The organism is Chitinophaga sp. ARDCPP14 (genome assembly GCF_051362515.1).
Classification (GTDB): Bacteria; Bacteroidota; Bacteroidia; order Chitinophagales; family Chitinophagaceae; genus Chitinophaga.
In genome coordinates this window covers 130,538-157,265 of the sequence record NZ_JBKIXB010000007.1, presented here as the reverse complement: position 1 = coordinate 157,265, position 26,728 = coordinate 130,538, and the positions used below count along the sequence as shown (strand labels likewise).

The following is a 26,728-nucleotide window of genomic DNA, read 5'->3' as shown; positions in this document are numbered from 1 at the left end:
CTACCTTTCTGCGATCAGGTCCAGTAATTCCCGGGCGTTGAGCTTACCGGCCTGGTCACTGCCTTCCAGCAGCTGATCGGCCAGATCCCGCTTGCTGTTATGCAATGCAATAATCTTTTCTTCAATAGTATGTTGCGCTACCAGCCGGTAAATAGTTACCGGCCTGGTTTGCCCGATCCGGTGCGCCCGGTCGGACGCCTGTTCTTCAATTGCCGGATTCCACCACGGATCCATATGGATCACGTAATCAGCGGCGGTTAAATTAAGTCCCAATCCGCCAGCTTTCAGGCTGATGAGGAATAACTGCCCTGTGCCTGCCTGGAAATCTTTTACCAGCTTATCCCGTTGCGATATCGGCGTACTTCCGTCGAGATAGAGATAGGTAATTCCCAGTTGATGCAGGGCTTCCCTTACCAGGTCGAGATGCTTTACAAACTGGCTGAACACCAATGCCCGGTGGTTGTTGGACACCAGTTCCTCCACTATTTCCCGGAATACCATTAATTTGGAAGATGGGATATCGGCTTCAGCATCTACCAGCTGCGGGTTACAAGCCGCCATCCTCAGCCGGCTGATTTCCGCCAGTGCCCGGATGTGTTGCTGTGCCATACTACCTTCCTGCGCCCTGATATTTTCCAGCGCTTTTCTTCGCAATGCTTCATAAAACGACGCTTCCTCCTGTGATAAGCTCACCAGCTTTACAATCTCGGTTTTGGGCGGCAATTCATCCAGCACGCCTGTTTTGGTACGTCGCAATATAAAAGGCGTAATCAGTTTTTTCAGGTGTTGCTTCACCGTGCTCTCCGGGTTCCTTAGAGACGGGAAAACAAATTGCTTATTGAAATGATCCAGTGTACCCAGCAATCCTGGATTAAGGAAGTTAAACAAGTTCCAGATCTCGCCCATGTGATTTTGTATAGGCGTTCCTGTTAGCATAAGTTTAAATCCGGCCTGCAGCGACATGGCCGCTTTGGAAGTTTTTGTCTGGAAATTTTTGATTGTATGCGCCTCGTCGAGTACCAGCGTAGGCCATTTCACGGCGGCCAGCAGTGTTTCTTCTGATTGGAGTAAACCATAAGTGGTCACTACCACGTCAAAAGCGCCGGCGGCTTTTATCAGGCTGGCACGGTGACCGTTATGCAGGAACACCACGTTCAGGGAAGGCGCAAAGCGGCTGATTTCATTGCTCCAGTTATTTACCACGGAAGCCGGGCAAATAACCAGCGCAGGGCCATCCGGGGCGCGATGCAGCAACAAGGCAATCGCCTGGATGGTTTTACCCAGGCCCATGTCATCTGCGAGGCAGGCGCCAGCTCCCCAGGCCGCCAGGTGCGTCATCCAGCGGAAACCTTCTTCCTGGTACGGGCGTAAGGTGGTTTGGAGTGTAACCGGCACCGTTACTGCCAGTTCCATCGCGTTGGTACGTTTACGTGAGAAAGCTTTCCACGCTGCATCAGTAGTAACGCTGCCCGCCTGTTCCAATAATTCGTCCAGTACCGGCGCGGCATAGGGCTGAATGCTTACATTGTTACGGTCAATATTTGCCACGCTGGCCATTTCGTTTAGCCGGCGGCGTAGGTCGCTTGTCAGTGCCAGGTACTCTCCATTCTGTAAGGCAATAAACCGCTTCTTTACGGTACGCGTAGTATCCAACAGGTCCTTTAATGCGAGTACCGTGGTTTCATCCACTTTTAATTCACCGGTACACATAAACCAGTGGTCCTTTTCCTTCAATGAAATGCTCAGGTGCGCAAAGCCTGCCTGTTGCTTCACTTTGTAACGCTCCCCTTCCGGCCACTCTGCCCTCACCAGTTCAGGATGCTGGTGGATAATTTCCAGCAATTGCAGACAGTCGAGCGGATCTTCAAAAATGATGGTATCATCAGAAAGGTCCTGTTCTATTGCTCCCTGGATGAGGTTCAGCAGGGCAGTTACATTACTCTTTTCTTTTGCCAAGTCCCGGATCGCCTGCCAGCGTTCCCCGTTGCTGATACCGATAATATTATGCGCACCAATGCCCGGCTTGCAATACGGCGGGTCACTGGTAAATGGTTTTACATAAATACCGGCTTTCAATCCATCGCCCAGAGGCAGCAGCTGTATTACAATGCGGCTGTCGCCAGGCCGCCGGCTGATATTAGCGGCCATATCGCCCACATCCGCATGGATGGTCAGGTGCGCACCAATGCTCTTCAGCACCTGGATCAGCTTGTCTTTCCCGGCTGCCGGCACCACGGGGATCTGCTGCAATGTTTGCAGCAGCCGCCGCTGCTGCGCGGTGAGATGGATGATCTTCAGGCGGGTGTTGGTTTCCTTTACAAACACCGTTTCACTGATATAATCATCCACGTTGGCGCTGAAAGTATAGCCTTGCCCCGACCTGTTAACGCTCAGCTCCGGTTGGGCTTTTACTATTTCCACGGAAACAGTGATATCATCTGCAGAAAATAATAACGGATGGCCGGCAATTTCTTCCCATACCGTTTCAGCAAAGGAATAAGATTCCCCGTCGTAGTTATAATAATGATCTTTCTGTACGGTGGCGCCTATCCTGAAGTCCTGTTCTGTCATGGCTTCCGCCTTCCCTTCCTTCAGTTTCTTTAATGCTACGTTACGGCCGCTGCTCCAGGTGTTATTGCCCTGGGAAGTTTGCAGCACCGGCTGGATTTTGTACCGGTCAAAATCTATCAGGTAAATTAACCGGGAGGTCACTACATTTTTTTCTTTTTTTGTAAGATGTGTATCTGCGCCGAGCAGTGTATTTAATAGCCGCTCCCAGTCGGGCGTTTGTTCCATCTGGGAAAATACCGGTGGGTGCACGGCAATGGCGCCGGCTTCCATGAACATACTTTCATATCCCTGGTAATCATCTCCCTTAAATAAATATAAATATTCGTAGGTCAGTAACCGGTAGTGACGCTCCATGCCTAATGCCAGCAATCTTGCAACGGTGGTACTAAAAGTGCGCAACAATTTACTTTTGGGATGCAGCAGCTGCAAACACAATACAGACAGGTAGCTGAGCAGGTTGCCCTCCCCTCCTTCCAGTATCAGCAATAACAACTGCTCGCCTTTCTCCTTCCGGCCTGCATGAAAATGCAGCAAACAAACGGCCGGGGTAATAGCCGGGAACAGCTTGCGTTCATAAGCCGCTACAATTTTAGCGATCAGTGGATTCGTTTGCTCACCGGGCAACACCGCCAGTGTGAATGCATAATAAAAAGCAAACAACGGCGATAGCGGCAGGCTGTTCTTTTTATCGTACTGCCGTTGACGTTTGATTCCTTTTTCAAAGGATGTCAGTGCTTTTGCCGGTTGCCCGCTGTACAGTAATGTCACCGCCTGTGCATAAAGGTCATCTGCTGTTTTATCTGCCGGAGGCAAATCAAGATGCCCCTGTAATAGTGACAACTCAGGAAAATCCGCACCATACTGCCGGCGAAAACGCTCCAGTTCTTCCACCGGCGGCATTTTCAGCAGGTTATATTTTAAGGCAAAAGATACCATCCGGTCAAGGCTTTCCTGGCTGAAAAAAGGTAACAGTTCTGCATAGGCCGGGAAGTACAGCAGGTAGGATAAATAAGGTTGATACTCATCCAGCTCCATTTCCAGTTTCCTTACAGGAGGTGATAATAAAAAGCGGTCGCCTGTAAAATAAGCGGTAAGCAATTGCTGCAGGTCCTGCAACCGGGCGCTCATGCTGTAAAACGCATGCACTGCGTGTTGCGTTCTTTGGAGCAGCACCGAATAAGCAGGTTGCTTTATATTTACCGGGAACAGCAGAAAATTCATTTCCGGTACCAGGGAATAATTGCCCGTTACATTTTTAATGGCCAGTCCGGCTGCAACCAGGTGCTTCAATATTTCGCTGACCCTGGTGCCTTTCATTTCTCCCACACGGTTCACAGCGTCTGTAATGGTAAATGTTTCCAGGGGATACAGGTACACAGACATGACGTCCATTACAAGCCGGGTATCCTTTTCCTGTGATTCATATTGCTCTGAATAGAAACGCTCATTGACCATAGCAACAAAAATAGCTGAAAATATTTTGCGGGGGAGACAACCTTTTTACTGTTTTTATCGAATACGCATAGGTACGGATTACCGAAACAGGTTGTTACTGACCAACAACCCGCAATAGCGTATTGATTATTTCAAATTTCAAAAAAAATTTTAACAGCATGAACTCCGTAAAAAACACCCTGCTTTCATTGATAGCCTTGTCTGGTATCGTTTTCTTCAGCGCCTGCGGCGGAAACGATGACAATCCCGACACTCCTGCGCCTAAGCCCTTGGTACAACTCAGTGCCAGCGCCACTTTGGGGAATCACCTGACAGATGTGGACGGTAATTCCCTTTATTATTTCTCCAACGACTTTGATGGCAAAAATAACTGCGCCGGTGGATGCGCAGCAGTATGGCCTCTTTATTATGCCGGCGATAACCTTTCCCAGACTGCACTTGGCACTGGTCTGGACATCAAAGACTTCACCACCATCACTACTATCGATGGCAAAAAACAAACTGCTTACAAAGGATGGCCCCTGTATTACTTTGCGCCTGCTGTGGGTGGCGTAAATGTGCGTGAAGCGCCCGGTAAAACAGATGGGGAAGGCGTTGGCAATATCTGGTATGTAGCCAAACCTGACTATACCATACAGTTGATCAATGCCCAGCTGGTAGGCGCCGATGGTAAAAACTACCTGGAAAACCACACCGAGGGTACCGGTAAAACGTTGTATTTCAGTGATGGTAAGGGTCTTACACTTTACTCTTTCGTTAAAGACAGTTTTAATATCAACAAGTTCACCAAACCTGATTTTTCCAACAATGCGGTATGGCCTATTTATGAAACAGACCAGATCGTAGTACCGTCTACTCTCGATAAAACACTATTTGGCAGCATTACCGTTGCTGGCAAAAAACAATTAACCTACAAAGGCTGGCCGCTGTATTACTTCGGACAGGATGCGGGCGTAAGAGGCGCTAACAAAGGCGTAAGCTTCCCTGCACCAGGTGTATGGCCGGTAGTTACAAAAAACGTGGCAGCCGCTCCTAAGCTATAAACAGTGCCCGTAACCGTAAAACAGAACGGCTCAGTATTAATACCTGTGTATTAATGCTGAGCCGTTGTATTTTGATGAAAGATTAAACTATTCTCTTCTGCTTTCCACGGTATACACGAAGCTGTCTGCCCGGTAATAACCCAGGTTATATTCAATCGGACGTTCGCCCTGGTCGTATACAAACCGTTTCCTTACAAGGATGGGGTGGCCAGGTTCCAGTTCCAGTTTAGCCGCAATAAATTTGTCCGCTGATCTGGCGCTGATTTCCTCTTTGGATAAAGTAGCTACCGTCATGTAATCCTTCTCCAGGATGTCATACAAAGGACGTTTGAAATCCTCTTCTCCGGTTAACCCTACCCGTGGATGGAAATAGGAAATGAAATATACGAAAGGGCCTTCTGCCTTCCCTCTCAGGCGTTCCAGTTTAAGTACTTTCTTAGTTGGACTGATCTCAAAAAAATTGGCGATGGTTTCATCCGGTAATACCCAGGTGACATGCAGCTCAAAATTTTTGATGATGATGCCGCGCGCAGTCATTTCCTGTGTAAAGCTCAGCCAGTTCTTGGATTTAGAGCTGATGGCAGCTTCCGCCACTTTGGTGCCTACTCCTTTTTTCCGGGTCAGCAATCCTTCGTATACAAGTTTGTTTAAAGCATGACGTAAAGTAGATCGGGAGATAGCCAGCTGTTTTGCTAACTGGACTTCGTTGGGTAAAAACTTTCCACCTGCGTACTGTGGATCTTTTATCATATTCCTCAACAGGTTTTCCGCCTGTATATGAAGTGGTAAAGGATTTTTATGATCTATACTCAAATTCATGCCTGCAAAGCAACTGGAAATAAACAAGAAAAACAATTTTAGCCCCCCTTATTTTGAACGTATGTATGTTCCGGAGAAAAAAACAGGATCCCTGCGGAGGATTGTTGTCCTGCCGTCCATCATGATATAGCATCCAGATAATCAACGGCTTATAAAGCAAGTTGCCTGTTATAGCTATATTAAAAACTTTTCTTGCAATAATTAAATTATGTTTATATGTTTGTACATAATATCCGGGGCCACATTATGAAAAAAGTCTTTTCTATAATTCCGTTTATTGCTGGCATCACTGCTCCTGTATTCCTTTCGGGAAACGCGACTGCCCAGGATAACACCAGGACCCTGGCGGCAGCTGTATTAGCAGATAGCCGGCTGGATACTGTACAGGCCCGCGCATTAAGACTACTCACCGGTTTCTCTGCCGGCACTTCCTACGGCGAAGTATGGATCAGGGATTTCAATACTTTCATTAATGGCTCGCTGCAGGTATTACCTCATGATCAGGTAAAAGAAATGCTATTGCTGTTTTTCCGTATGCAAGGCACAGATGGAAATATACCCGACGGCGTTATTCCACGCGAAAAGGCAACTGTGGGCTACCAGTACCGGTACTCCGATCTGGCTCCCCAATGGGCCGCTCATAAGAATACCGTGGAAACCGACCAGGAATCTTCCCTGATACAGGCGGTTAGAAAATATGTGGCTGTTACCGGCGATAAAGCCTTCCTTTTTTTGGCCATAAATGATAAAACGATTTTGCAACGGATGGAAGCCTCTATGGCCTATCTGCTGAAAGAGCGCTGGTCAGAAAAATACGGATTGATTAAAGGCGCTACGACCATCGACTGGGGCGACGTGCAACCCGAAACCGGCTGGGGCGTGGCGATCAATGAAAAAACAAAATGGGCGGTCGATATTTATGATAATGCCATGTTTGTGATGGCGATACAGGATTTCCTGGCAATCAAACCAGCAAACTACCGGGCACAAAAGGATTGGAGCAAAATAGCAACAGATATCCGGAAAAATGTACGCAAACATTTATGGGATAACAGGGCACAGAAATACATACCACATCTTTATTTGAACGGAAGCCCGTTTTCCCCCTCATTCAACGAAAAAGAGATCCTCTACACCGGGGGCACTGCCTGCGCAATACTGGCAGGATTTCATACACCAAAAGAAATAGCGGCCATTAACCGGCAAATGACTCAGGCCGCCGCCAAAGAAAAGTTCGCAACCATAGGGATCACGGTGTATCCTCCTTACCCGGCAAAGGAGTTCCCGAATATGCATCCTTATGTGTATCAGAATGCCGGCGACTGGACCTGGTTCGGCGGACGCATGATCCAGGCGCTTATTATAAACGGATTTATACAGGAAGCCGTAGCAGAGCTTAAACCCATGACCGATCGCGTCATTGCTCAGAATGGCTTCTTTGAATGGTACGACGTTCAGACTGGCACGCCAAAAGGATCGGGAAATTTTCGTGGAGAAGCAGGTGTTTTATCAGATGCCATTACACTTTTAAAAAAGTGGGCAATTAATCAGCAGTAGAATAAACAATTGGGCCTGCTCAGTTATTATTTATTCGTCAACCGGATCTTATTAAAAAACATAGTATTACCATAATCTTAAAACCTAATCTCACTTGTTATCACAGGGACTTCCACGTACAGCTCCTGTGACTACTATCAACTGAAACACCGGCTAATATTACCTCATCACTAAAGACTTGTTATGAAAGCAAAACTATTTTATGTGCTTGCATGCCTCCTATTTTCCATGCATGCAATGGCCCAGATCAAAATAAGCGGTAAAGTTACCAGCGCCGCTGACGGGACCGTCATTCCAAACACTACGGTGGCCATTAAAGGCACTTCCAGCGGAACCATCGCCAATGTAGACGGCGTATACTCCCTGTCGGTGCCCAACGAAAACGCCGTGCTGGTGTTCTCCTTCACCGGATTCGGCACCAAGGAGGTCAGGGTTGGTAATCAAACCACCATCAATGTAGCATTGGAAGTACAGGTAAGTACCTTAAGCGACCTTGTGGTAATTGGTTACGGATCGGTAAAAAAATCTGACCTCACGGGCGCGGTGGCGTCCCTTAAAGGCGAGCAGGTAATGGATAAGCCTGTTCCCAACATTTCACAGGCACTGCAGGGCAAGGTAGCCGGCGTGGACGTAAACATCAACAGCAGCGCCCCCGGCCAGGCAGCTAAGGTGCGTATCCGCGGTATCGGTTCTATCAACTCTTTTGTGGATCCTTTGTATGTAGTAGATGGAGTGGCGGGTGTTGATGCAAATGCGCTCAACCCGAATGATATCGCTTCCATCGAAGTATTGAAAGATGCTTCCTCCACTGCTATTTATGGTGCGAGAGGCGCCAACGGTGTAATTATGATCACTACCAAACGTGGTAAGGCCGGTCCCACCCAGGTAAGCTACCAGGGCGACGTAAACGTAAGTACACTGGCCAGTCATCTTCCCACCTTAAATTCAGAGCAATTTGTAAAAGTATATAACGAATCATTTGCCAATGCCACCAAGTTCGATCCGGACCACGGCACCTGGACACCCACCGCTATCCTGGATCATGAGCATTTCCCGCTGCTGTTTGACGAGAACGACAAACCGCTGTACAACACCAACTGGGAAAAAGAAACCTATAAACCGGCCGTGTCTACCAGCCACCAGGTGAACTTCCAGGGAGGTAATGACAAACTGCTCTATAGCGCGTCCCTTGGTTACCTGGATCAGAATGGTTTAATGATAGAATCATGGTTCAGAAGATATTCTGCCAGGGCCACTTTCGATGACCAGGTAAAAGACTGGCTGAAAATCGGCGGTAGTCTGAATCTCGTATCCAGCACGCAGAGAGTGGTGTCTGATGGTAACGGTTCCTTAAACGTACCGAGAATGGTAACGGAAGAAGTACCTATTGTACCGGTAAGATATCCCGACGGTAAATGGGCGGGAAACTACGATATTCCCGGGCTGGAAGGTGGTCCGAATCCTGTACAGATTGCGCAGAACAGGTATACCCTTAATAACCAGGTACATACCCTCGGCAATTTTTACATGCAGTTCCAGATCACCAAAGACCTGAATTTTAAAACAGACTTTGGTTACGATCAGATCAGCAACAAAGCCAATTTCTATTCCGCCGGCAATCTTCCTCACCTGTCGCAGGATCAGGGCGGTATAGCCAGGATCACTACCAATTACCAAAAATACTGGCAATCAGAAAACTATCTTACTTATAACAAACAGTTCAAAAATAATAACAGCTTAAATGCAGTAGTGGGTATTTCCTTCCTGCAATTCAGTAATGAAAATGCCCTGGCGGAAACACAAAACTTCCTGTCCGATTACTTCCAGTGGAATTCACTGGCGGCAGGATCAGTACGTAACAACATCACTTCAGAAACACAGCCCTGGTCAATGAACTCCTACTATGGCCGTGTTAATTACAACCTGAAAAACAAGTATCTTTTTACCGCTACTGCGAGGTATGACGGATCTTCCAAATTCAGTAAAGACAACCAGTTCGCCTTCTTCCCTTCTGTAGCGGCCGCATGGCGTGTTTCTGAGGAAGACTTCCTGAAAGGCAGTAAAACCATCAATAACCTGAAGATCCGCGCCAGCTACGGTACTTCCGGTAACCAAGAAATTGGTCAGTTCCAGTACTCTCCACAGTACCGTCCTGATCAAACCGTAATAGGCGGCGCCAACCAGCCAACGCTTGTACCCGGGTATATAGGTAACTCCGATCTCAAATGGGAACGTTCCAACCAGATAGACGCCGGTGTGGAACTGGGGATGTGGGACAACCGCATTAACCTGAACGTGGATTACTATAACCGTAAAACATCGGACCTCCTCCTGGCAACACCTATTCCGTGGTCTGCCGGTATGTACACACCCAATGTGTATAAAAATATAGGTGAAGTAAGAAACACCGGTCTGGAAGTAAACCTGAACACGGTAAACATCCAGAAACCAAACTTTACCTGGTCCACTACTTTCGTTTTTGCTACCAATAAAAACAGAATTCTCACCCTCAACGATGGTAATGCAGATATCTTCCCTGGTCCCAATTTCCTGGGACAAACTAATATCCTGCGTGTAGGTGAGCCTATCGGTTCTTTTTACGGAATGAAAAGGTTAGGTACCTATGGTACGGATGAAGCGGCAGAAGCAGCCAAACACTCCCTCTTGCCGGGCGACAGAAAATACGAATATGATTCTGCCGGCAATGCGGTGTATGATATTATAGGCCGCGCCTATCCAAGATGGACCGGTACCTTCAGCAGCACCATCAAATACAAAGGATGGGATTTTACTTTTGATATCCGTTTTGTACAGGGCGTGAATACAGCGGCTGCGTTCAAGCACTCTGTGGAAGACCGTCAGACGCTGGCTAACAGCCTGGCTACCGTATTGAATGCATGGACACCGGAAAATCAGAACACACATATTGCCCAGGTGCGCAGCTATAAATTTACACAGGATTCCCACTTTGATACCTGGTGGGTAGAAGACGGTTCCTATATCCGGGGACAGAACTTCACTCTGGGTTACACCTTCCCTGAATCCTGGATGCAAAGAAGCCATATCCGCAGGTTCCGCATCTATGGCAGCGTGCAAAATCTTTTCCTCATTACCAAATACACCGGTTATGACCCTGAAGTAGACACCTTTAATTTTGGTTATGGCGCCAACACCGGCTTCTCACAGAACATCGACTTCTTCCCTTATCCCCGCCCGCGCGTGTGGAACCTGGGTGTGAACCTTGATTTCTGATGAAATCGTGTACCTGTTGATGTGATAACCTTTTTTGTGATTAAAAAAATATGAAAATGAAAACGACTAAACATATCATACTCGCGTTGCTGGTGTTGCTCAGTTGCTCCTGCAAAAAATTCCTGGAACAAAAGCCCACGAATTTTCTTCCGCCGGATGCTGACCTCTCTGATCCAAAAGTAGCACGCGCGCTGGCAAACGGATCGTACCAATACCTGCAGGGTTTCTTACAGGGACAGGCATCTTCTTATGGGGGTAACACTTACAACCTGATGGAATTCATGACAGGTAAGGCTAACAGTGATCTCGGACAAACCGGGTTTGCCACCTTTCAGAACCTCAGTTATAACGCTACTTCCTTTTATGTGGATACCTGGTGGCAACGTTTATACATGGGCGTTGGCGCCTGTAACCTGGCCATTGAAAAATTGCCACAAGCCGCCGTGTCGGATGCAGATAAAACCAACATGCTGGCAGAAGCGCATACGCTGCGTGCGCTTTATTATTTTCACCTGGTAAGATTATACGGCGCCGTTCCCAAAGTAACCGAAGTGCCCAAAGATCTCAACCTGAACCTGCCCCGTACAGAAGCGAAAGCGATTTATGATGAGATCATTATTCCGGATCTGCTCACCGCGGCAAAGTCCACACTGCCCTGGTCAGATAAAACAGGCAAAGTATCAATGGGGCTTGTTCAATCACTTCTCGCTGATGTGTACCTGACTTACGCCGGTGCGGCCATCAATGGTGGCAATCAATACTACGCATTGTCGGCAGCTGCCTCCAAGTCGGTGATTGCAAACGGTGGCTATTTCCTGTTCCCGGAATACACGAATATGATCAACCCCGCCAATAAAAATCTTGGGGAGTTCATTTTCCAGGTGCAGTATGCCGCTTCAGTACCAAGCATCAATCCGCTTACGCCGCTTACCATTCCAAACTACGCGGGTATTTCACAATATTCTGATGAGTATGGATCCGTATATCCTACTCCACAGTTTATTGCATCATTCCCTGCGGGTGATAAAAGGGTGCAGGAAAGACAATTCTTCTACACTAAGTATAAGAAGAAATCGCCCAGCTCCGATACCATTACTTTTAAAGGCCGGTATATCTACAAATGGTTTGATTCTTTAGCGGTGGTAAGCACGGCCAAATCAGATCTTAACTATACGCTTTATCGCCTGGCAGATGTGTACCTGATGTATGCAGAAGCCTCTAACCGCGCAGAAGGCGGACCTAATGCAGATGCTCTTCGTTATGTAAACGCCATCCGTGCCCGTGCTAAGCTGGCGCCGCTGGGCGCGCTGTCACAAGTTGCTTTTGAGCGCGAAGTATGGCTTCAACGGTACTTTGAACTGTGCTTCGAAAATAAAATGTGGTTCGATATGATACGGACCCGGAAAGTTCACAACGATGTAACCGGTAACTGGGACGACTTTGTAGGACATAAAACTGTATTCGGTGCTACGTTCGCCGCGAAACAACTGCTATTCCCTGTTCCTAAACAGGAAAGCGACGTAAACCCGAAATTATTGCCAAATAACCCGGGTTTCTAGCAGATAACATTACGTTTTCAGGGGCTGACCATACTTTTGGTCAGCCCTTTTTTTAACCCTGTATCCTTTCCGAATATTGAAATATGTCCGTATGTTTGTACATATGAAGCATATAGTAGCAAAACTCCTGTTATGTAGCTGCTTTCCGGCCGCCCATGCTAGTGCACTGGGTCTGGAATTTCCCGGTTCACATAGCGGGGATTTAGCCCTTTCTCCTGCCGGCGCTGAAATATCACAGCAGGCAGCATCCTTTACCAGCATTGAACTGCAACCCACTATCGCTTACCTGAACCATCACGGCACTCCCGCCCGGATGGTAAGAATGCGCTTTCATGGGGGAAAAAGCTATCAGCCCGCAATGGTGTATATGTACTTCAATGGCCATGAAGACAGTCTCTCGCTGGCCGCCAGCCCCGATGGCATCGTTGACTATGAGCTGCCGCTGCCCGGCGAAGCAGTAGACAAAGACACCGAGCTGTTTGTTCGCCTGCTCAGTGCCGGGCAAACCTATACCGCCCACTGCATTGTTTCACCCACCCGGCAATGGAACGTATACCTCATGCCCCACTCGCATGTAGATGTAGGATATACCAACGTACAGGCAAAGGTGCTGGCCATTCATATGAACAACATCGATGAAGCCATTAAAATAGCCGCCCGTACGGCAGGCTATCCGCCGGAAGCCCGGTTCAAATGGAACACGGAAGCGCTTTGGGTGGTAGATAAATACCTCGCCGCCGCCAGCGATGAAAAGAAACAAACATTCCGCGAAGCGGTGAAAAAAGGCTGGATCAACCTCGACGGGACTTACGCCAACACCAATACCAGCGCCACTTCTTCCGCCCAATTGCTGCAACTGTTTTCTTTGGGGGCCCGGCTCGCAAAAGATTACGGCATTACCATCAACACCATGTTCCAGGGGGATGTTCCAGGCGCCTCGTGGGGACTGATCAGTCAATCGGCCATCACCGGCATGAAGTACTTCCTCAGCGCACCCAATGCCAACGACCGCATCGGCAGTTCGGGGCAATGGCGTGATAAACCCTTCTACTGGCGGGATGCCTCCGGGAAACAACAGGTGCTCTTCTGGCAGTCGTCGCCCTACTCTATCGGCTATACGCTGAAAGGAAGTAAAATACCCAACTTCTTTACCGTAGAAGACCCCAAGCCTTATTACACCGGCAAACCCACTGAAAATTTCCTCAACCCCTATCTTTTTGATTATCTCTCCCAGCTGGAGCACAACCACTTTCCCTATAACATGACGCTCCTCACCTGGGCCATGAGCGATAATGCGCCTATAGACCCTGAGCTGCCGGACGCAGTAAAGGCATGGAACGAGCGGTATACATCTCCCAAACTGATTATTACCTCGGTAAAGCAATTTTTCCACGACTTTGAAGCCGGGTGGAAAGACAAAATTCCTGTGTTCACCGGCGATTACACTGAATACTGGACAGATGGCATCGCCTCTGCTGCAAAAGAAACCGCCATTAACCGGAACGCATCTGACCGGCTGCAACAGGCCGGCGCTATCTGGGCTATCAGGGGAAAAACCGGTTACCCGGCCGACTCCTTCCGCAACACCTGGACGGACCTCGTCATGTTCAACGAACACACCTGGGGCGCTTTCAATAGCGTGTCCGATCCGAAGGACCCTAAAGCCATTGCCCAATGGCAGTTTAAACAGGGCTTTGCATTGAATGCCCGGGACCAGTCCGAAGCGCTGCTGCGCAGCAGCACTAACGGCAACGGATATACCAGCAACACCATCACATCCGCTATAGACGTTTACAATACCCTGGGACATTCCCGCACCGCATTGGTGCGCATACCCGCCGCCCTCAGCACCTCCGGCGACGTTGTAAAAGATCTTAACGGCAGGAAATTGCCCTCCCAGCGGCTCAGCACCGGCGAACTCGCCTTCCTGGCAACCGCGCTGCCTCCTTTCTCTAAACAACGCTTCACGATTCATCCCGGCGCCGGAGCGCCGTTTAAAAAAGCGACAGTTACAAATTACAGTCTCGATAACAGCATTTATTCCGTGCGGGTAGACCCAAAGACAGGCAACATCATCCAGCTGCTTAAAAAAGGCTATAGCGGCAACTTTGCCGATTCCGCAGGATTGAACCAATACACCTATATGCCTGGTGACGCTGCTGAAAGAATACAATACAGCGGACAGGCAAACATCGAGGTAAAGGAAAAAGGCCCGCTGGTGGTTAGCCTGCTGATCACCACACCCGCACCCCGCGCGCGCTCCCTCACCCGTGAAATACAACTTGCCGCAGGCACCGACCAGGTGATGCTGACTAACACGATTGATAAAACCGCCGTTGGCGACAAGGAAAGCGTACACTTTGTATTTCCCTTCCGTGTCCCCGGTGCACAGGTACGTTACAGCATCCCCTGGGGAAATATAACCGCTGAAGCAGATCAGTTACCCCATACTAACAGGAACTGGTATACGCAGCAACGTTGGGTAGATATTTCCGGGAAAAATACAGGCGTTACCTGGTCGGCTCCCGATGCGCCGCTCTTTGAAATAGGCCAATACCCTACTGCAGGGCTACTCGGCGGACTGCACAACTCTCCCCGCTGGATTTCCTTTATGGAACAACAGCCCCTCATTTCTTCCTGGGTGATGAATAACCTGTGGCATACCAATTTCCGGAGGGACCAGGAAGGGATCACTGTCTTTCATTACTACCTGCGGGTGCATGGCCAGTTTAATGCTGCCGCGGCTAACAAAAGCGGGTTGGAAAATCACCAGCCACCGGTTGTTGCCGCCGCAAACGGCGCTCCTTCGGAAAGCCTGTTCTTTAACATCAGCGGGGAAAATGTATTTGTGGAAAACCTCTATCCTGCGGCAGACGGCAATGGCGTATTGCTGCAACTGGTAAATACCTCCCCTCATACGGCCACGGCTACACTAACATCAAAGAATAAATCCACTGCTTTAAATATTTCTGAAAGCGATATACTGGAAACAAACAAGCACACACTTCGGGAAAGTTTCTCCATTTCTGGCAAAGGAGTAATAATGATCCGTGTGGAAAAAAAATAAGATTATGATCTGGCGAGAATCAGCACAGCCCTTGCTGCCGGAACATGCAGCCACCCCACTACCAGGTACCTATAACAGATACCCGGCCCATCCGCTCGGCAATGGTAAGATACAGACAGGATACGAATCACTGGCCAAATGGATGGTACAGCACCCGCTGGTGCTGATAGACGGCTATGCTGGTATTTTCTGGGATAAGATCAGCGCTGCCCTGCAAGCGGAATTTACACGTATAGGCGTAAACGTTAAATGGCATGATACGCATTGCCTGCTAAAAAACAGTGATAACATTCAGGAGCTGGTCGATCCCTTTATTGGCAGCGAAGGTGATGTATGGGGCAAAAAGACTTCTTTACAGATCACCGATTTCTTTGATGAGGAGAAACTGGGGGCATTGTCATTCGATGGCCCTTATGACCTTCACATTGTATCAGGCGTGGGCGCTGCGCTCACCGATGCTGCTGCGCCGCTGATATACCTGGACATACCCAAAAATGAATTGCAGTACCGCATGCGCGCAGGCACTATTACCAACCTGGGCTGTGATACTGCCGGCGGCAGTACTCAAATGTATAAACGGTTTTACTTTGTGGATTGGGTAGTGCTCAATCATTATAAGCAAACCCTGGCGCCACGTATCCACATCATGGCAGATACGCAGTGGCCGGATCATATTGCCTGGGCATTTAATGAAGATCTGCAGGCGGGCATTGACCAGTTGGTTCATTCCACGTTCAGGGTGCGGCCCTGGTTTGAAGCCGGCGCCTGGGGCGGGCAGTGGCTAAAAACACATATCAATGGTATCAACACCGAAGAAGTAAATTACGCATGGTCTTTTGAATTGATTGTTCCGGAAAACGGGGTGCTCTTTGAAAGCGATGGCTACCTGATGGAAATTCCCTTCGAATGGCTGATGTATGCGCAGCACAGGGCTATCCTCGGCAATCATGCCCCGATCTTCAAATATGAATTCCCCATCCGGTTCGACTTCCTCGATACCTTCGACGGCGGCAACTTATCCATTCAATGCCATCCTTCCATGGATTATATCCGCACACATTTCGGTGAAACGTTTACACAGGATGAAACTTACTACATCCTGGATTGCAAAGCCGGCGCCACTGTGTACCTGGGTTTCCAGGATGGGATTGATCCCGGAATATTCAGAACCAAACTGGAAAACAGCCGGGATCTTGGTATTCCGGTAGAAATAACGGATTTTGTACAGCAACATACAGCAGATAAACATACCTTGTTCCTGGTGCCCAACGGAACTGTACATAGCGCCGGCGCCAATAATCTTGTACTGGAAATCAGCGCCACCCCGTACATTTTTACGTTTAAAATGTACGATTGGCTGCGGCCCGGCCTGGATGGAAAACCAAGGGCCATCAATATAGATCATGCATTTCATAACCTGGATTTCAACAGGCAGGGCAAGGCTGTAAAAGAGCAGCTCATTGCTGCCCCCGTGACAATAGAGCAAAGGGCAGACTACCGGCTGGTGCACCTGCCAACACATGCAGCACATTTTTACGATGTGCACCGGCTGGAATTCAGCAACAGCGTTAATATAACTACCGATGGCAACTGCCTGGTGATGATGCTCGTAGAAGGTAGTGCAGTAACGGTTACTACCTCCAACGGACATACGAATATATATCACTATGCTGAAACTTTTGTGATACCGGCAGCGGCGATAGACTGCCGGATTACCAGCAATAACGGGGAACCGGTGAAACTGATCAAAGCTTTTTTAAAACCATCGCATCCGGTTTATCAACAAATAGCATCCACCTGAACATGCAGCAACGCGGTCAACATCTCACCTTTATTACGCTGGTAGCCTCCCTGGGCGGCTTCCTCTTTGGTTTTGACATGGCCGTGGTATCCGGCATCCTGCCTTTTGTGGAGCACCGGTTTTCTTTGTCGCCCGCACAACTGGGCTGGTTTGTTTCGTCGGCGCTGGCAGGCTGTATTGCCGGGGTCATTTTTGCCGGTGATATCAGTGACCGGCTTGGCAGAAAAAAGTTGTTGTTCCTGTCAGCAGCCCTGTTTGTACTCACTGCGCTGGGCTGCACTTTTATCCCGGTATTTTCCTGGCTTATTGCAGCACGCATACTAGGCGGCATGGCGGTAGGTATCGCCTCCAGCGTAGTGCCGCTCTATCTCTCCGAAATTGCCCCGGACCACCTGCGTGGCCGGCTGGTTACCTATTACCAGCTGGCTGTTACCATCGGTATTTTCAGCGCCTATGGCAGCAATGCGCTGCTCCTGAAATATGCCGCCACACCAGCCCAAAGCGGATGGCTGCTGATCACCGGCCTGGAGGTATGGCGCAAAATGTTTGGTGTAGGCATTTTTCCGGCACTGCTTTTTTTACTGGGTATCGCTTTTATTCCGGAAAGTCCGCGTTGGCTGAAGCTCAGGCATGCTACAACAAAAGCTAACCCCGCCGGTTATACGCAATTGCTGGCGCCGCGCTACCGCCGTGCTTTGCTGATCGCCATCCTGCTGCCATTATTCTCACAGTTCAGCGGGATCAACGCCATTATTTACTATGGCCCTACTATCCTGCACCAATCCGGGCTTACGCTGGACAGCTCCCTCATCAGCCAGCTGTTTTTTGGCGCAGCAAACGTGCTCTTTACGTTTATTGCGATCTGGAAAGTCGACAGTCTTGGCAGGCGCCCCTTGTATCTATGGGGAACAGCCGGCGCGGCAGTGAGCCTGCTGCTGACCGGCATCTGTTTCTACGTTGGCGCCGTTAATGGCATCTGTCTCTTGCTTTGTGTATTGGCTTTCCTGGCTTGCTTCGCCTTCTCCATCGGCCCATTGAAATTTGTGATTGCAGCCGAGATATTCCCTGACAGCATACGCGCGAAGGCGCTGTCACTCAGCATCATGGTGATGTGGACCGCCGACGCCATCATGGGGCAGTTAACGCCTGTTATGCTGGCATCTGTGGGAACACCACAAACATTCTGGTGCTTTGCGCTATGCTGTGTATTCGCTTTTATAACGGTATATAAACTGGTGCCGGAAACCAAAGGTCAATCGATGGAAGCCATTCAGAACCACTGGCTCCATTAATATGGAAGCCCTGTAAAACATTGTACAATCTGTCCCTCTTCTAAATATCAGTCCGTGGCTTTTCATCCACGTTTATAATGCCTGCGTGTGCTATGTAACAGGCTTTTTGTTGTCTTCCGGTCTAACCTCCTGACTGGTACGGATTTTTATGCGGTGTTTAATAATTAACGCACCCAGGGGCTGCTACCATAGGAACATTGATTATTGGCGCAGGCACAGCGCTTGTATTACTACTGGTAGATGTGATATATGTATCCAAAGCAGTGATATCAAAAATATACCTGTTGGATGCCTGTATACAACTCTTGCTCGTCACCTCGTGGTGCGTACATATTTTAACCCTGGAGCATGCTTAAATACATGATTTATGGAAGGAATTTCACCTCACGCAACGGCCATTAATGAAATATTCAATAACCCTGAATTAAAAGAGATCTTTTACCAGCAATCCGGCGACTGTCATTACTACGTATACTGTACAGGAGATGCCTTATGGGTGCTGGCCGAGTGGCCGGAAGGCGCCCGTATTACTTTCAGGGCGGTATATGCCCCGCACGACAAGATCGTGATCAAACGTACTGTCAGGAAAAAGAACCAGGCTGTTTTTCATCTGCAAACGCTGGCGGCTTCCTATGTGGTAACGCTGGACCTTTATAATAACGGACACCCGGCGATTCGTTGTAAAACAACCGTTACACCAATTGCTCCGCTCATCTTTCACTACTGGCCACGTGATATTATGCCACTGAAACGAAGTGGTTACAAGGGTATCCCGGAAGGTGACATACATCTTTCACAAAATGGCGCGCGTACAGGAATGATCTATTTCAGTATAAAGGAACCTGGTTCGGGATCTGTACTTTATCTTCAGAACCTTACCTCGCTGGACAAATACTGTGAACAAACAAAAACATCCGTCAGTAATTCCGTGGGCGGCACATGGCCCGATATAGGCTTTATGCTGCCTGTATCAGATGAACATTCTTTAAAGGCAGGCAAAACTTACACCATCAGCGACACATTTGTAGTAATGGACGACAAAACGCCTGCTGATGAAATAGCCATGTCAAAGCAATTTATGGACCTGCTGGCAGAAATATATCTCCATCTCCCAAAACCAGCAACCCAATATCACCACTGGCCGGAAATACTGGATAAAACATGGTACGACCTGGAACATAGCGCCGGCAGCTGGTGCCAGGTAAATGGTCATGCTTTTCTGAACGCCTATGTATGCGATTATAAAACACCTCCGGAACTGATGGTACAGCTGAGTGTTTTGCTTCCCCTGGTGGATTACCAGCAATGGAGCAGGCGGGATATGCAGATGATAAGGGATCTTGTAACGGTAATACCGGATTTCTATGATAAAAAACTTAAAACATTGGTCCGGTGGCTCCCCGCAGCACAGGACAGGCTGGATAAATCGGAAGAACATAAACGTCCGCTGGTCATGGATAGCTGGTACCTTCATCATCCGTTAATGAACCTGGTAAGGTTGATGAAACAGGGGCATGAAAGTATCAGGGAAATGCTTTTCGCTTCGCTGGATTTTGCGATAAGAGTAGCCCATCATTTCAATTATAAATGGCCGGTGTTTTATAACATGGAAACATTGGAAGTGATAAAAGCGGAAACTGCACCGGGCAAAGGCGGAGAAAAAGATGTAGCCGGTATTTATGCAAAAGTGATGTTGCTGGCATGGGAGCTTACACAAAAAGAAATATATCTGCAGGAAGCAAAAGCAGCTTGTCTTTCGCTACAGGGAGAAGGATTCCAGGTTTTCTACCAGGCTAACAATACGGCTTTCTCTGCTTTTACCGCATTGAAGTTATATACCCTTACAAAGGAAGAAGTATTCCTGAATATCAGCTATCTCTGTCTCGCTAATATGTTTAAAAATGTATGGCTGTGGGACTGCAATTATGGTTATGCAAAAAATTACCCTACTTTTTTCGCGCTTTTTCCTCTACCGGAAGCGCCATATACAGCCGTTTACGAGGAAACCGAATGTTTTTCTTCCTTCGGGGATTATCTTTTGATGTCGGAAAACATCCCCATACCTGAATCAGTCAGGTTACTGCTCAGTGAATTTACACGCTACTATATTTATCGCGCAGCCTATTATTATCCGCCCATGTTACCGGAAGATTGCCTGTCGGAAGACACCAAAACCGGGGAAGTGGCGAAACAGTTGTGGATACCCGTGGAAGATCTGCAGGAGGGCTGGAACAAGTCGGGGACTGTAGGCCAGGAAGTATATGGTTCCGGACTTGCTTTTGCTTTGATTCCCCGCCACTATTACACGGTTCCCGGCGAATCGCTGCTCATTTTCATCGACTATCCTACAAGCGGCTTTACCATAAAAGGCAAAACGGTCACCTTCCGCGTATTGGGACATAAAAAAGGAGTCTGTCATATGCGTATTATAGCTATAAAGAAACGTACTGCCCTACCCCGGATCAAAGTAACAGATGAGAAAACGGAAATAAACGGCACTCCGTGTGACAATGGACATCTTGAATTTAAACTCAAAGGAAACCAGCAGATTACTGTCTCCTGGAAATAAACCATTTAAAAAGTATTCTTATGCAGCAAACAAATTTTTCATCAATCGGTAAATATGAACCGGAAGAACTCACAGGAAAAAAAATCCTGATCACTGGTGGCACCACCGGAATTGGCAGATCTACCGCCCTCCTGCTGGCCTCGTACGGCGCAAAGGTGATGGTTTTCGGCAGACATCAGCCGGAGTTGAACGATACCATTCAGGCATTTAAAAACGCTGGTATGGAAGGAAAGGTGCATGGGTTTACTGCGGATATTGCAGAGAAAAAAGGAATTGAAGAAACATTTAAACAGGTAGATGAACACTTTGATCGTCTCGACATCCTGATCAACAACGCCGCGGTGCCATTCAAGGGCATACAGGAAGGCACCTACGATGATTGGCAATATGTACTCAACACCAACCTGCTATCCTACCTGGCCTGCTCACATGAGGCAGTGAAGCGTATGAAAGAAAAAGGTGGGGGGCAGATTGTGTTCATCGGCTCTCTCAGCGCAGATGTAAGATCGGCCAACAGCTCCGTGTATACTGCCACTAAAGCCGGTATCCAGGCCTTTTCAGAAGCCCTGCGAAAAGAGGTACAGTCATCAAACATCAAGGTGTCGCTTATTGAACCTGGGTTGGTGGGCACCGACCTGCTGGATATGCCCGCAGAAAAGAAACTGGAAATGCAGCAGAAAGAAGAAATGCTCATCCCGGAAGATATCGCCTCGCTGGTGCTGTTCCTGCTGCGGCAACCCTGGCGCTGCAATTTAATGACCAGCAGTTTACTTCCAGTTCAGCAATCCATCTAAAAAAACAGCAGGCGCCACAAAGGCACCTGCTGTTTTCATCTCTTCATTCACCATGTAACTAATCGTTACCCTCTACCTTAACTATCTTATTATAAACACCGAAAAGCAGGAAGGGCTGCCCACTGACCAATGAAAAGGCTGATATGTTTCTTGCCTAAGCATTGCAGCGCCAGCGACCATCCCATCGCACCTTTAGATGCCCGCAAAAAAGTATCGGACGGCAGTTTGGCCGTTTGATTTTCTATCGCCTTGCTACCTTTCCTTCATCACGTTGCTGGTTCAGTATGTTTTCCATAATAACCTGATTTAAGAATGAGTAATATGGTTTATTTCTTCCTTAGATACGCTTACAAAATCATACCCCCAATACCAGAAAACGCAGCAACAACAGGCACTTCAACCGGTAATAAGTAACCACATCATTCAGACAAACTGTTTCACTATTTCCTCAGAAATTGCGCTGAAAGCTAATATGCAGCTGGTATAAGGTCTGGCTCGATTTTGTTACTCATTTACCTGTAAAATTCTTATTCACTGTTTACACTACAGGTTATGAAAACAAATCAAAAAAGCCCCTCTTACCTGAAGCGAAAAGCCTACTTCTGGGTAACGCTTTTGCTATTCCTTGCTTCCATAGCATTACATTGGTACTTTGGATGGAAAGATTATCTGAACGAGCAGATGGCGCATTCGCAACCTGCCGAAGTTCCGGAATATGCCGTACAGATGATGCGGGAAACAATGGAAAACTGGCAGTCGGAATTCCTTCAGCTTATCTGGCAGGTAGTAGGATTATCCTTCCTGTGGTACTGCGGATCTCCCCAATCAAAAGAAGGTGACGACCGCCGGGAAGAAAAACTTGATTTTATTATTAAACACCTGGAACCAGGTAAGGCGGATGAACTACTGGAACAATGGAAAATAAAATATCCGGATAAATAATCCGGATATTTTATTTTACTCAGCAACTAATTGGTCAATACACGATGTAATAGCCTCAAAAGGCCTGTTTCCTGTGAGCAGTAAACTTTTTCTCGTATCCCTTACCTGCAGCAATAATGAAGGGAAACGATGGATGCCCCTATACTTTGTTTCCTGCATATCCGCCCGGAACGCATCGATAGCTTGCTGGCTTGTTAACTGCGTTGTAAATTTCCCCGCATCAAACAAGGGGTTCTCTTGCGCCAGCTCTTCCGCCGTGGAGATCAACACTTCCTTTCGCGCAATATTTTTGGCTTTCAGCATCACTGCAGTCCGCAACTTAAAAAGATATTGCGCAGCTAACTGCTCCGATTGCAGGGCAGCACACTTTACCGCTACGCAGGCCGGATAAGAAGATGCCGGCGGATCTGTGAACCAGATGGTATCGTTCAACGCTACGCCGGTCAGTTGTTTTGCCTGCAACCACACCGGCCCCATTTGTATGGGCCGGCTAACTGCATGCAGCGTATCGTGATAGTTGTTCCACCCCGATAACATGCCACCCATGCAATAGCGGATCGACAACCGTTTCCCATACTCATTAACAAGCCGTTGAATTACCGGTTCAAACGCCCAACTCCAGCAACAAAGCGGATCGGTATAATAAACCACTTCAAGATGGTACCCGGCATCTGTCGCCTTACCTTTTTTATTTCTTTTTAGTGTGGCTTGTCTTTCCATTGCTCTTTTTTTGTACGCTGTCGGCATGTTCACTCCATGACTGTTCTCCAATCGGTACTGCCATGTTTATTTCCTCGCTTCGCTGCAGGCTTAAACTCTTGTCTATTTCATCTACACCCTGCAGGGTTCTGCTGGTGCCGGTTGGTTCCACATCCAGTAATCCGTTTGTTTGCAGTACGTAGCTAACAGGATCTTGAATAAACTGCCAGGTTTCCCCGAGTTGGGAAGACTCGCCCTCATTCCATGTTCCACGGATATCCGCGCCGCTGGACATATTAAAATAGAGGTTGCTGTAGCGCGGATCCGACTGCAATACGCCTGGAGGGAAATTAGGCTGTATGGAATCCAGCGCTGCTTCAAACATCTGGAAATGTGCCACTTCACGTGTCATCAGGAAGTTAAGGGTTTCCTTTACATATGGATCGTCAGTAAATTGGAGCAGGTATTCGTAAGTGATTTTTGCGCGTGATTCCGCTGCCATATCAGAGCGGAGATCTACTGTAAGATCACCGTTACAATCGCCATTGATATAGGAAGCCGACCATGGAACGCCCTGGCTGTTGGTATATGCAGGGCCGCCTCCGGAAGATACCAGGAGTTGTGGCGCTACAATCGCTTTATGAATAAACTCTTCCTTCGCCTTTTTCCCATCCAGCAATTGCATGATCTCCGATTCTTCTGCCGCTTTTTTCAAATCTCCGTTGATGCCCTGCAATAACATCTGGATAGTGGCGCCCACTATTTCGAGGTGGCTGAATTCTTCTGTGGCTATATCCATCAGCAGGTCGTACTTGTCAGGAAATGGATTCCTGGCGCCAAATGCCTGTCCGAAGTACCTGAGCGCAGCGGCCAATTCGCCGTTTGCACCGCCGAACTGCTCCAGTAATAAAGTAGCAAATGCAGGATCCGGTTTTGATACCCGGGCATTAAACTGCAGGTCTTTTACATGATAGAACATACTTCATCATTTTTGAGTGAACAATACTTTCGTATTTCATTCGCAAATGTGAATCCATACCAATGCCATCTTACACGTAAAGCAGCCTGATACAGCGAACCTCGCTCCTGTGTTGTTTTCTGTCAACATGACTGGTCGCAGTCATTCATGTAAGTTTCCCAGGATGGGGTTACTATGAGAAAATGATTACACATTACTGAGACGGTTCTCCTCAAACGTGCGGCAGTGACCGATTTCGCCTTGTTATCGTATATCAAATGTAGTAAGTACCGCAGCATGATCGGAAGGCCACACGTCGTCTATCTCCGGTGATGTCCGGATAATTTTAGAAGCGATTGCACTAATGCCTGAACCCTTGTAATAAATAAAGTCGATCCGTGAAGTTTGCAGGTGCCCGTAAATCACCGCAAATGTGCCTGCCGGATGTGTCACTTCATCTGGTTGCAGCTCCCGGTAACTATCGCGGTAACCCCGTTCCAGCATAAACCTGGAAGCCGGTAATAATACCGGACCATATCCATAGTGTAAAAACGCTGCCCTGGCGGTCCAGTCGAGGTGGCTACCCGAATTAAAATCCCCCGCCAAAATCACCGGCAATGAGGTATCAGCCGCTGCAACCGGGTCTATGTCCTGATCCAGGTTTTTCCGGGCATCTGTTACCGCCAGTTCACTGTCTTCCCTGATCCAGTCGTTAGTATCCAATCCCGGAATGGGATAAAAATCGGTGTACTCATGTTTACTGGCATACCTCAGCCACCAGTTGCCGACCAATACTTTCCGGCGGCCCGGCAGCAGCACCGTTGCGGTATTGGATTTAAAATTATCACCGGATGCATGCTGCTCCAAAGGGTAACGGCTGAACAGTGCGAGATTGGCGCCCGGAGCGGGTGTTTGCAGGTGAAACCCCAGCGTATCATTCAGGAACTGTTGTGTGCCATATGCTTCCTGCATACTGATAATATCGGCATGGGTCTGCAACAGCAATTCCTTTACCCGGCCGGGACCATTATTTCCTAGGTGCACGCCACCATGCCAGATATTCCATTGCAGCAGCTTCACCGTATTTGCATTGGTTGCAGAAGAGGGTACAACGGTTTTCATAATGTTGGTGGGTGCTGCTTCCGGCGTATAGGCGGTGCCGTTTAAAGCAAATGAAGCAACATCTGCATACAAAGTATCTCCTGGCACCGCGTTCTTTTTTACATCGAAGGTTACCAGGAAATAATTTACCCCGTCTTGCAAGGCATATCCATCTGCCGGAGGCAAAACTAATTTCATTTTTTTCCCCGGGGTATTACCTGTTCCAAACAACTCCTTCCTGCTGTTGGAGCGCGGCGTTTGACCGGCAGCATATACATGCACTGCCGTAATATCGGATAACCGGGTATTGCGCGATAAATCCAGCTGCAAAGCAGTCAGTTTCAGCGGCTCCTTACTACCGTTAGCCACTATACGTAGTTTAAGTACCGCGTCGTTAGCGCTGCCCGGATCCGCATCCCATTCGCTTTGGATAGTTACCGCATTAAACAGTTGTTGCTTCGGATGCGGTGTTACAAATAAAGGGTTGTTATTTTTCACCAGCGCCGCCAACGGCGATGTTCCTTTATACTTTTTCCGTGTATTCCGCATATGATATGCCTGGTGGCCTTTCCCCACCAGGTTAAGACATACATCGTCCTGCATATCATCGAAGGTATAATAGCCTTTCAGCGCCTGAAAGTCAGGGTGCGAAGGGGCCAACGGCTGATACATCCACCGGCGGAGGGTGGCGGGAGCCAGTGCGGTGGTCCATATCCGTACTTCATCGATACAACCGCCAAAGGTACTGGAGTCCATATCATTGGTGCCTATGGCGCCGGGCAAGATATCCACCGCGCCTTTTGCGCGGCCCACTTCTTTTCCATCCAGGTAAAGTTTGGTTTCTACGCCGTTGCAGGTGGCGGCTACGTGATGCCAGTTGCTATCCAGTATCCCGCGTGCGGTTATATTCGCTTTTTTGCTGTGTAAATGACCGTTTTTGATCATCAAAGGGAGATTGTCGATGTGGGGATAGGCTGTGTATTCACCGCCGCCAATAATAGCTTCGCGCTCCTTCCAGACGTTATCGTTTCCTTTGATCCAGGCTTCCACGGTCCAATGCTTCCGGATGATACCCATACCAATACTGGGGTTGTTATCATTGCCATCCAGCAGGAGCGCCTGGTTAGTCTTTTGTGCATATGAGGTAAGGCTACCTGCGAGCAGGAAGATGCCTGTCAGGTATGCTTTTCTCCCGCGGCGGAAGAGCAGGTTGATTTTCATTGTTCGCTATTTTTTGTCCACTTCTGCC

15 protein-coding genes are annotated in these 26,728 nt (G+C 48.2%); 10 read left to right on the top strand and 5 right to left on the bottom strand.

The annotated features are described in order from the left end of the window. Window positions 1-4,026: a DEAD/DEAH box helicase gene (locus tag ACLHR0_RS20140; RefSeq protein ID WP_436489002.1), complete on the bottom strand. Its 4,026-nt coding sequence runs from the start codon at window positions 4,024-4,026 to the stop codon at window positions 1-3. A gap of 158 nt (window positions 4,027-4,184) precedes the next feature. On the opposite strand from ACLHR0_RS20140, the gene ACLHR0_RS20135 reads away from it, so the two are divergent. Then, on the top strand, window positions 4,185-5,069 hold the full coding sequence (locus tag ACLHR0_RS20135) for a COG4315 family predicted lipoprotein (protein ID WP_429050270.1): 885 nt from the start codon (window positions 4,185-4,187) through the stop codon (window positions 5,067-5,069). An 87-nt stretch (window positions 5,070-5,156) separates the two neighbouring features. Here ACLHR0_RS20135 and ACLHR0_RS20130 read toward each other — a convergent pair whose 3' ends face one another. Next, on the bottom strand, window positions 5,157-5,888 hold the full coding sequence (locus ACLHR0_RS20130; protein WP_079473525.1) for a GntR family transcriptional regulator: 732 nt from the start codon (window positions 5,886-5,888) through the stop codon (window positions 5,157-5,159). A 246-nt stretch (window positions 5,889-6,134) separates the two neighbouring features. On the opposite strand from ACLHR0_RS20130, the gene ACLHR0_RS20125 reads away from it, so the two are divergent. The 9 genes from ACLHR0_RS20125 to ACLHR0_RS20085 all read left to right on the top strand — a co-directional run bounded on the left by ACLHR0_RS20125 (window position 6,135) and on the right by ACLHR0_RS20085 (window position 22,721). Next, window positions 6,135-7,445, top strand: coding sequence for a hypothetical protein (locus ACLHR0_RS20125; RefSeq protein ID WP_429050272.1), 1,311 nt, complete (start codon window positions 6,135-6,137; stop codon window positions 7,443-7,445). Window positions 7,446-7,628: 183 nt separating this feature from the next. Next, window positions 7,629-10,697, top strand: a complete 3,069-nt coding sequence (locus tag ACLHR0_RS20120) for a SusC/RagA family TonB-linked outer membrane protein (RefSeq protein WP_436488999.1) — start codon at window positions 7,629-7,631, stop codon at window positions 10,695-10,697. 56 nt (window positions 10,698-10,753) lie between these two features. Then, window positions 10,754-12,256: a RagB/SusD family nutrient uptake outer membrane protein gene (locus ACLHR0_RS20115; protein ID WP_436488997.1), complete on the top strand. Its 1,503-nt coding sequence runs from the start codon at window positions 10,754-10,756 to the stop codon at window positions 12,254-12,256. A gap of 103 nt (window positions 12,257-12,359) precedes the next feature. Next, window positions 12,360-15,323 (top strand): glycoside hydrolase family 38 C-terminal domain-containing protein, encoded by a 2,964-nt coding sequence (locus tag ACLHR0_RS20110; RefSeq protein WP_436488996.1) that lies wholly within the window; start codon window positions 12,360-12,362, stop codon window positions 15,321-15,323. A 4-nt stretch (window positions 15,324-15,327) separates the two neighbouring features. After that, window positions 15,328-17,124, top strand: a complete 1,797-nt coding sequence (locus ACLHR0_RS20105) for a class I mannose-6-phosphate isomerase (protein ID WP_436488994.1) — start codon at window positions 15,328-15,330, stop codon at window positions 17,122-17,124. Between the two features lie 2 nt (window positions 17,125-17,126). Next, window positions 17,127-18,416: an MFS transporter gene (locus ACLHR0_RS20100; protein ID WP_436488992.1), complete on the top strand. Its 1,290-nt coding sequence runs from the start codon at window positions 17,127-17,129 to the stop codon at window positions 18,414-18,416. A 367-nt stretch (window positions 18,417-18,783) separates the two neighbouring features. After that, entirely contained in the window at window positions 18,784-20,985 is a 2,202-nt protein-coding gene (locus ACLHR0_RS20095; RefSeq protein ID WP_436488991.1) for a hypothetical protein, read from the top strand. A gap of 20 nt (window positions 20,986-21,005) precedes the next feature. Further along, window positions 21,006-21,779 carry an SDR family oxidoreductase gene (locus ACLHR0_RS20090; protein ID WP_436488989.1) on the top strand — a complete coding sequence of 258 codons (774 nt, stop codon included), beginning with the start codon at window positions 21,006-21,008 and terminating at the stop codon, window positions 21,777-21,779. Between the two features lie 552 nt (window positions 21,780-22,331). Then, entirely contained in the window at window positions 22,332-22,721 is a 390-nt protein-coding gene (locus ACLHR0_RS20085; RefSeq protein ID WP_436488987.1) for a DUF6766 family protein, read from the top strand. Window positions 22,722-22,736: 15 nt separating this feature from the next. Here the strand turns inward: ACLHR0_RS20085 and ACLHR0_RS20080 are convergent, their stop codons facing one another. From ACLHR0_RS20080 to ACLHR0_RS20070, 3 genes are all read right to left on the bottom strand, one after another. After that, window positions 22,737-23,441, bottom strand: a complete 705-nt coding sequence (locus tag ACLHR0_RS20080) for a DsbA family protein (protein WP_436488985.1) — start codon at window positions 23,439-23,441, stop codon at window positions 22,737-22,739. Continuing rightward, window positions 23,410-24,399, bottom strand: a complete 990-nt coding sequence (locus tag ACLHR0_RS20075) for a manganese catalase family protein (protein WP_436488983.1) — start codon at window positions 24,397-24,399, stop codon at window positions 23,410-23,412. Before ACLHR0_RS20075 ends, ACLHR0_RS20080 begins: the two co-directional genes overlap by 32 nt. Window positions 24,400-24,642: 243 nt before the next feature. Continuing rightward, window positions 24,643-26,700 (bottom strand): endonuclease/exonuclease/phosphatase family protein, encoded by a 2,058-nt coding sequence (locus tag ACLHR0_RS20070; protein ID WP_436488981.1) that lies wholly within the window; start codon window positions 26,698-26,700, stop codon window positions 24,643-24,645. Window positions 26,701-26,728 lie beyond the last annotated feature (28 nt).

What these genes read in the sequence shown, in the direction of transcription:
- ACLHR0_RS20100 (WP_436488992.1), top strand. Translation starts at nt 17,127, where the DNA reads ATGCAGCAACGCGGTCAACATCTCACCTTTATTACGCTGGTAGCCTCC.
- ACLHR0_RS20115 (WP_436488997.1), top strand. Translation starts at nt 10,754, where the DNA reads ATGAAAACGACTAAACATATCATACTCGCGTTGCTGGTGTTGCTCAGT.
- ACLHR0_RS20080 (WP_436488985.1), bottom strand. Translation starts at nt 23,441, where the DNA reads ATGGAAAGACAAGCCACACTAAAAAGAAATAAAAAAGGTAAGGCGACA.
- ACLHR0_RS20085 (WP_436488987.1), top strand. Translation starts at nt 22,332, where the DNA reads ATGAAAACAAATCAAAAAAGCCCCTCTTACCTGAAGCGAAAAGCCTAC.
- ACLHR0_RS20105 (WP_436488994.1), top strand. Translation starts at nt 15,328, where the DNA reads ATGATCTGGCGAGAATCAGCACAGCCCTTGCTGCCGGAACATGCAGCC.
- ACLHR0_RS20075 (WP_436488983.1), bottom strand. Translation starts at nt 24,399, where the DNA reads ATGTTCTATCATGTAAAAGACCTGCAGTTTAATGCCCGGGTATCAAAA.
- ACLHR0_RS20095 (WP_436488991.1), top strand. Translation starts at nt 18,784, where the DNA reads ATGGAAGGAATTTCACCTCACGCAACGGCCATTAATGAAATATTCAAT.
- ACLHR0_RS20090 (WP_436488989.1), top strand. Translation starts at nt 21,006, where the DNA reads ATGCAGCAAACAAATTTTTCATCAATCGGTAAATATGAACCGGAAGAA.
- ACLHR0_RS20130 (WP_079473525.1), bottom strand. Translation starts at nt 5,888, where the DNA reads ATGAATTTGAGTATAGATCATAAAAATCCTTTACCACTTCATATACAG.
- ACLHR0_RS20125 (WP_429050272.1), top strand. Translation starts at nt 6,135, where the DNA reads ATGAAAAAAGTCTTTTCTATAATTCCGTTTATTGCTGGCATCACTGCT.
- ACLHR0_RS20135 (WP_429050270.1), top strand. Translation starts at nt 4,185, where the DNA reads ATGAACTCCGTAAAAAACACCCTGCTTTCATTGATAGCCTTGTCTGGT.
- ACLHR0_RS20110 (WP_436488996.1), top strand. Translation starts at nt 12,360, where the DNA reads ATGAAGCATATAGTAGCAAAACTCCTGTTATGTAGCTGCTTTCCGGCC.
- ACLHR0_RS20140 (WP_436489002.1), bottom strand. Translation starts at nt 4,026, where the DNA reads ATGGTCAATGAGCGTTTCTATTCAGAGCAATATGAATCACAGGAAAAG.
- ACLHR0_RS20120 (WP_436488999.1), top strand. Translation starts at nt 7,629, where the DNA reads ATGAAAGCAAAACTATTTTATGTGCTTGCATGCCTCCTATTTTCCATG.
- ACLHR0_RS20070 (WP_436488981.1), bottom strand. Translation starts at nt 26,700, where the DNA reads ATGAAAATCAACCTGCTCTTCCGCCGCGGGAGAAAAGCATACCTGACA.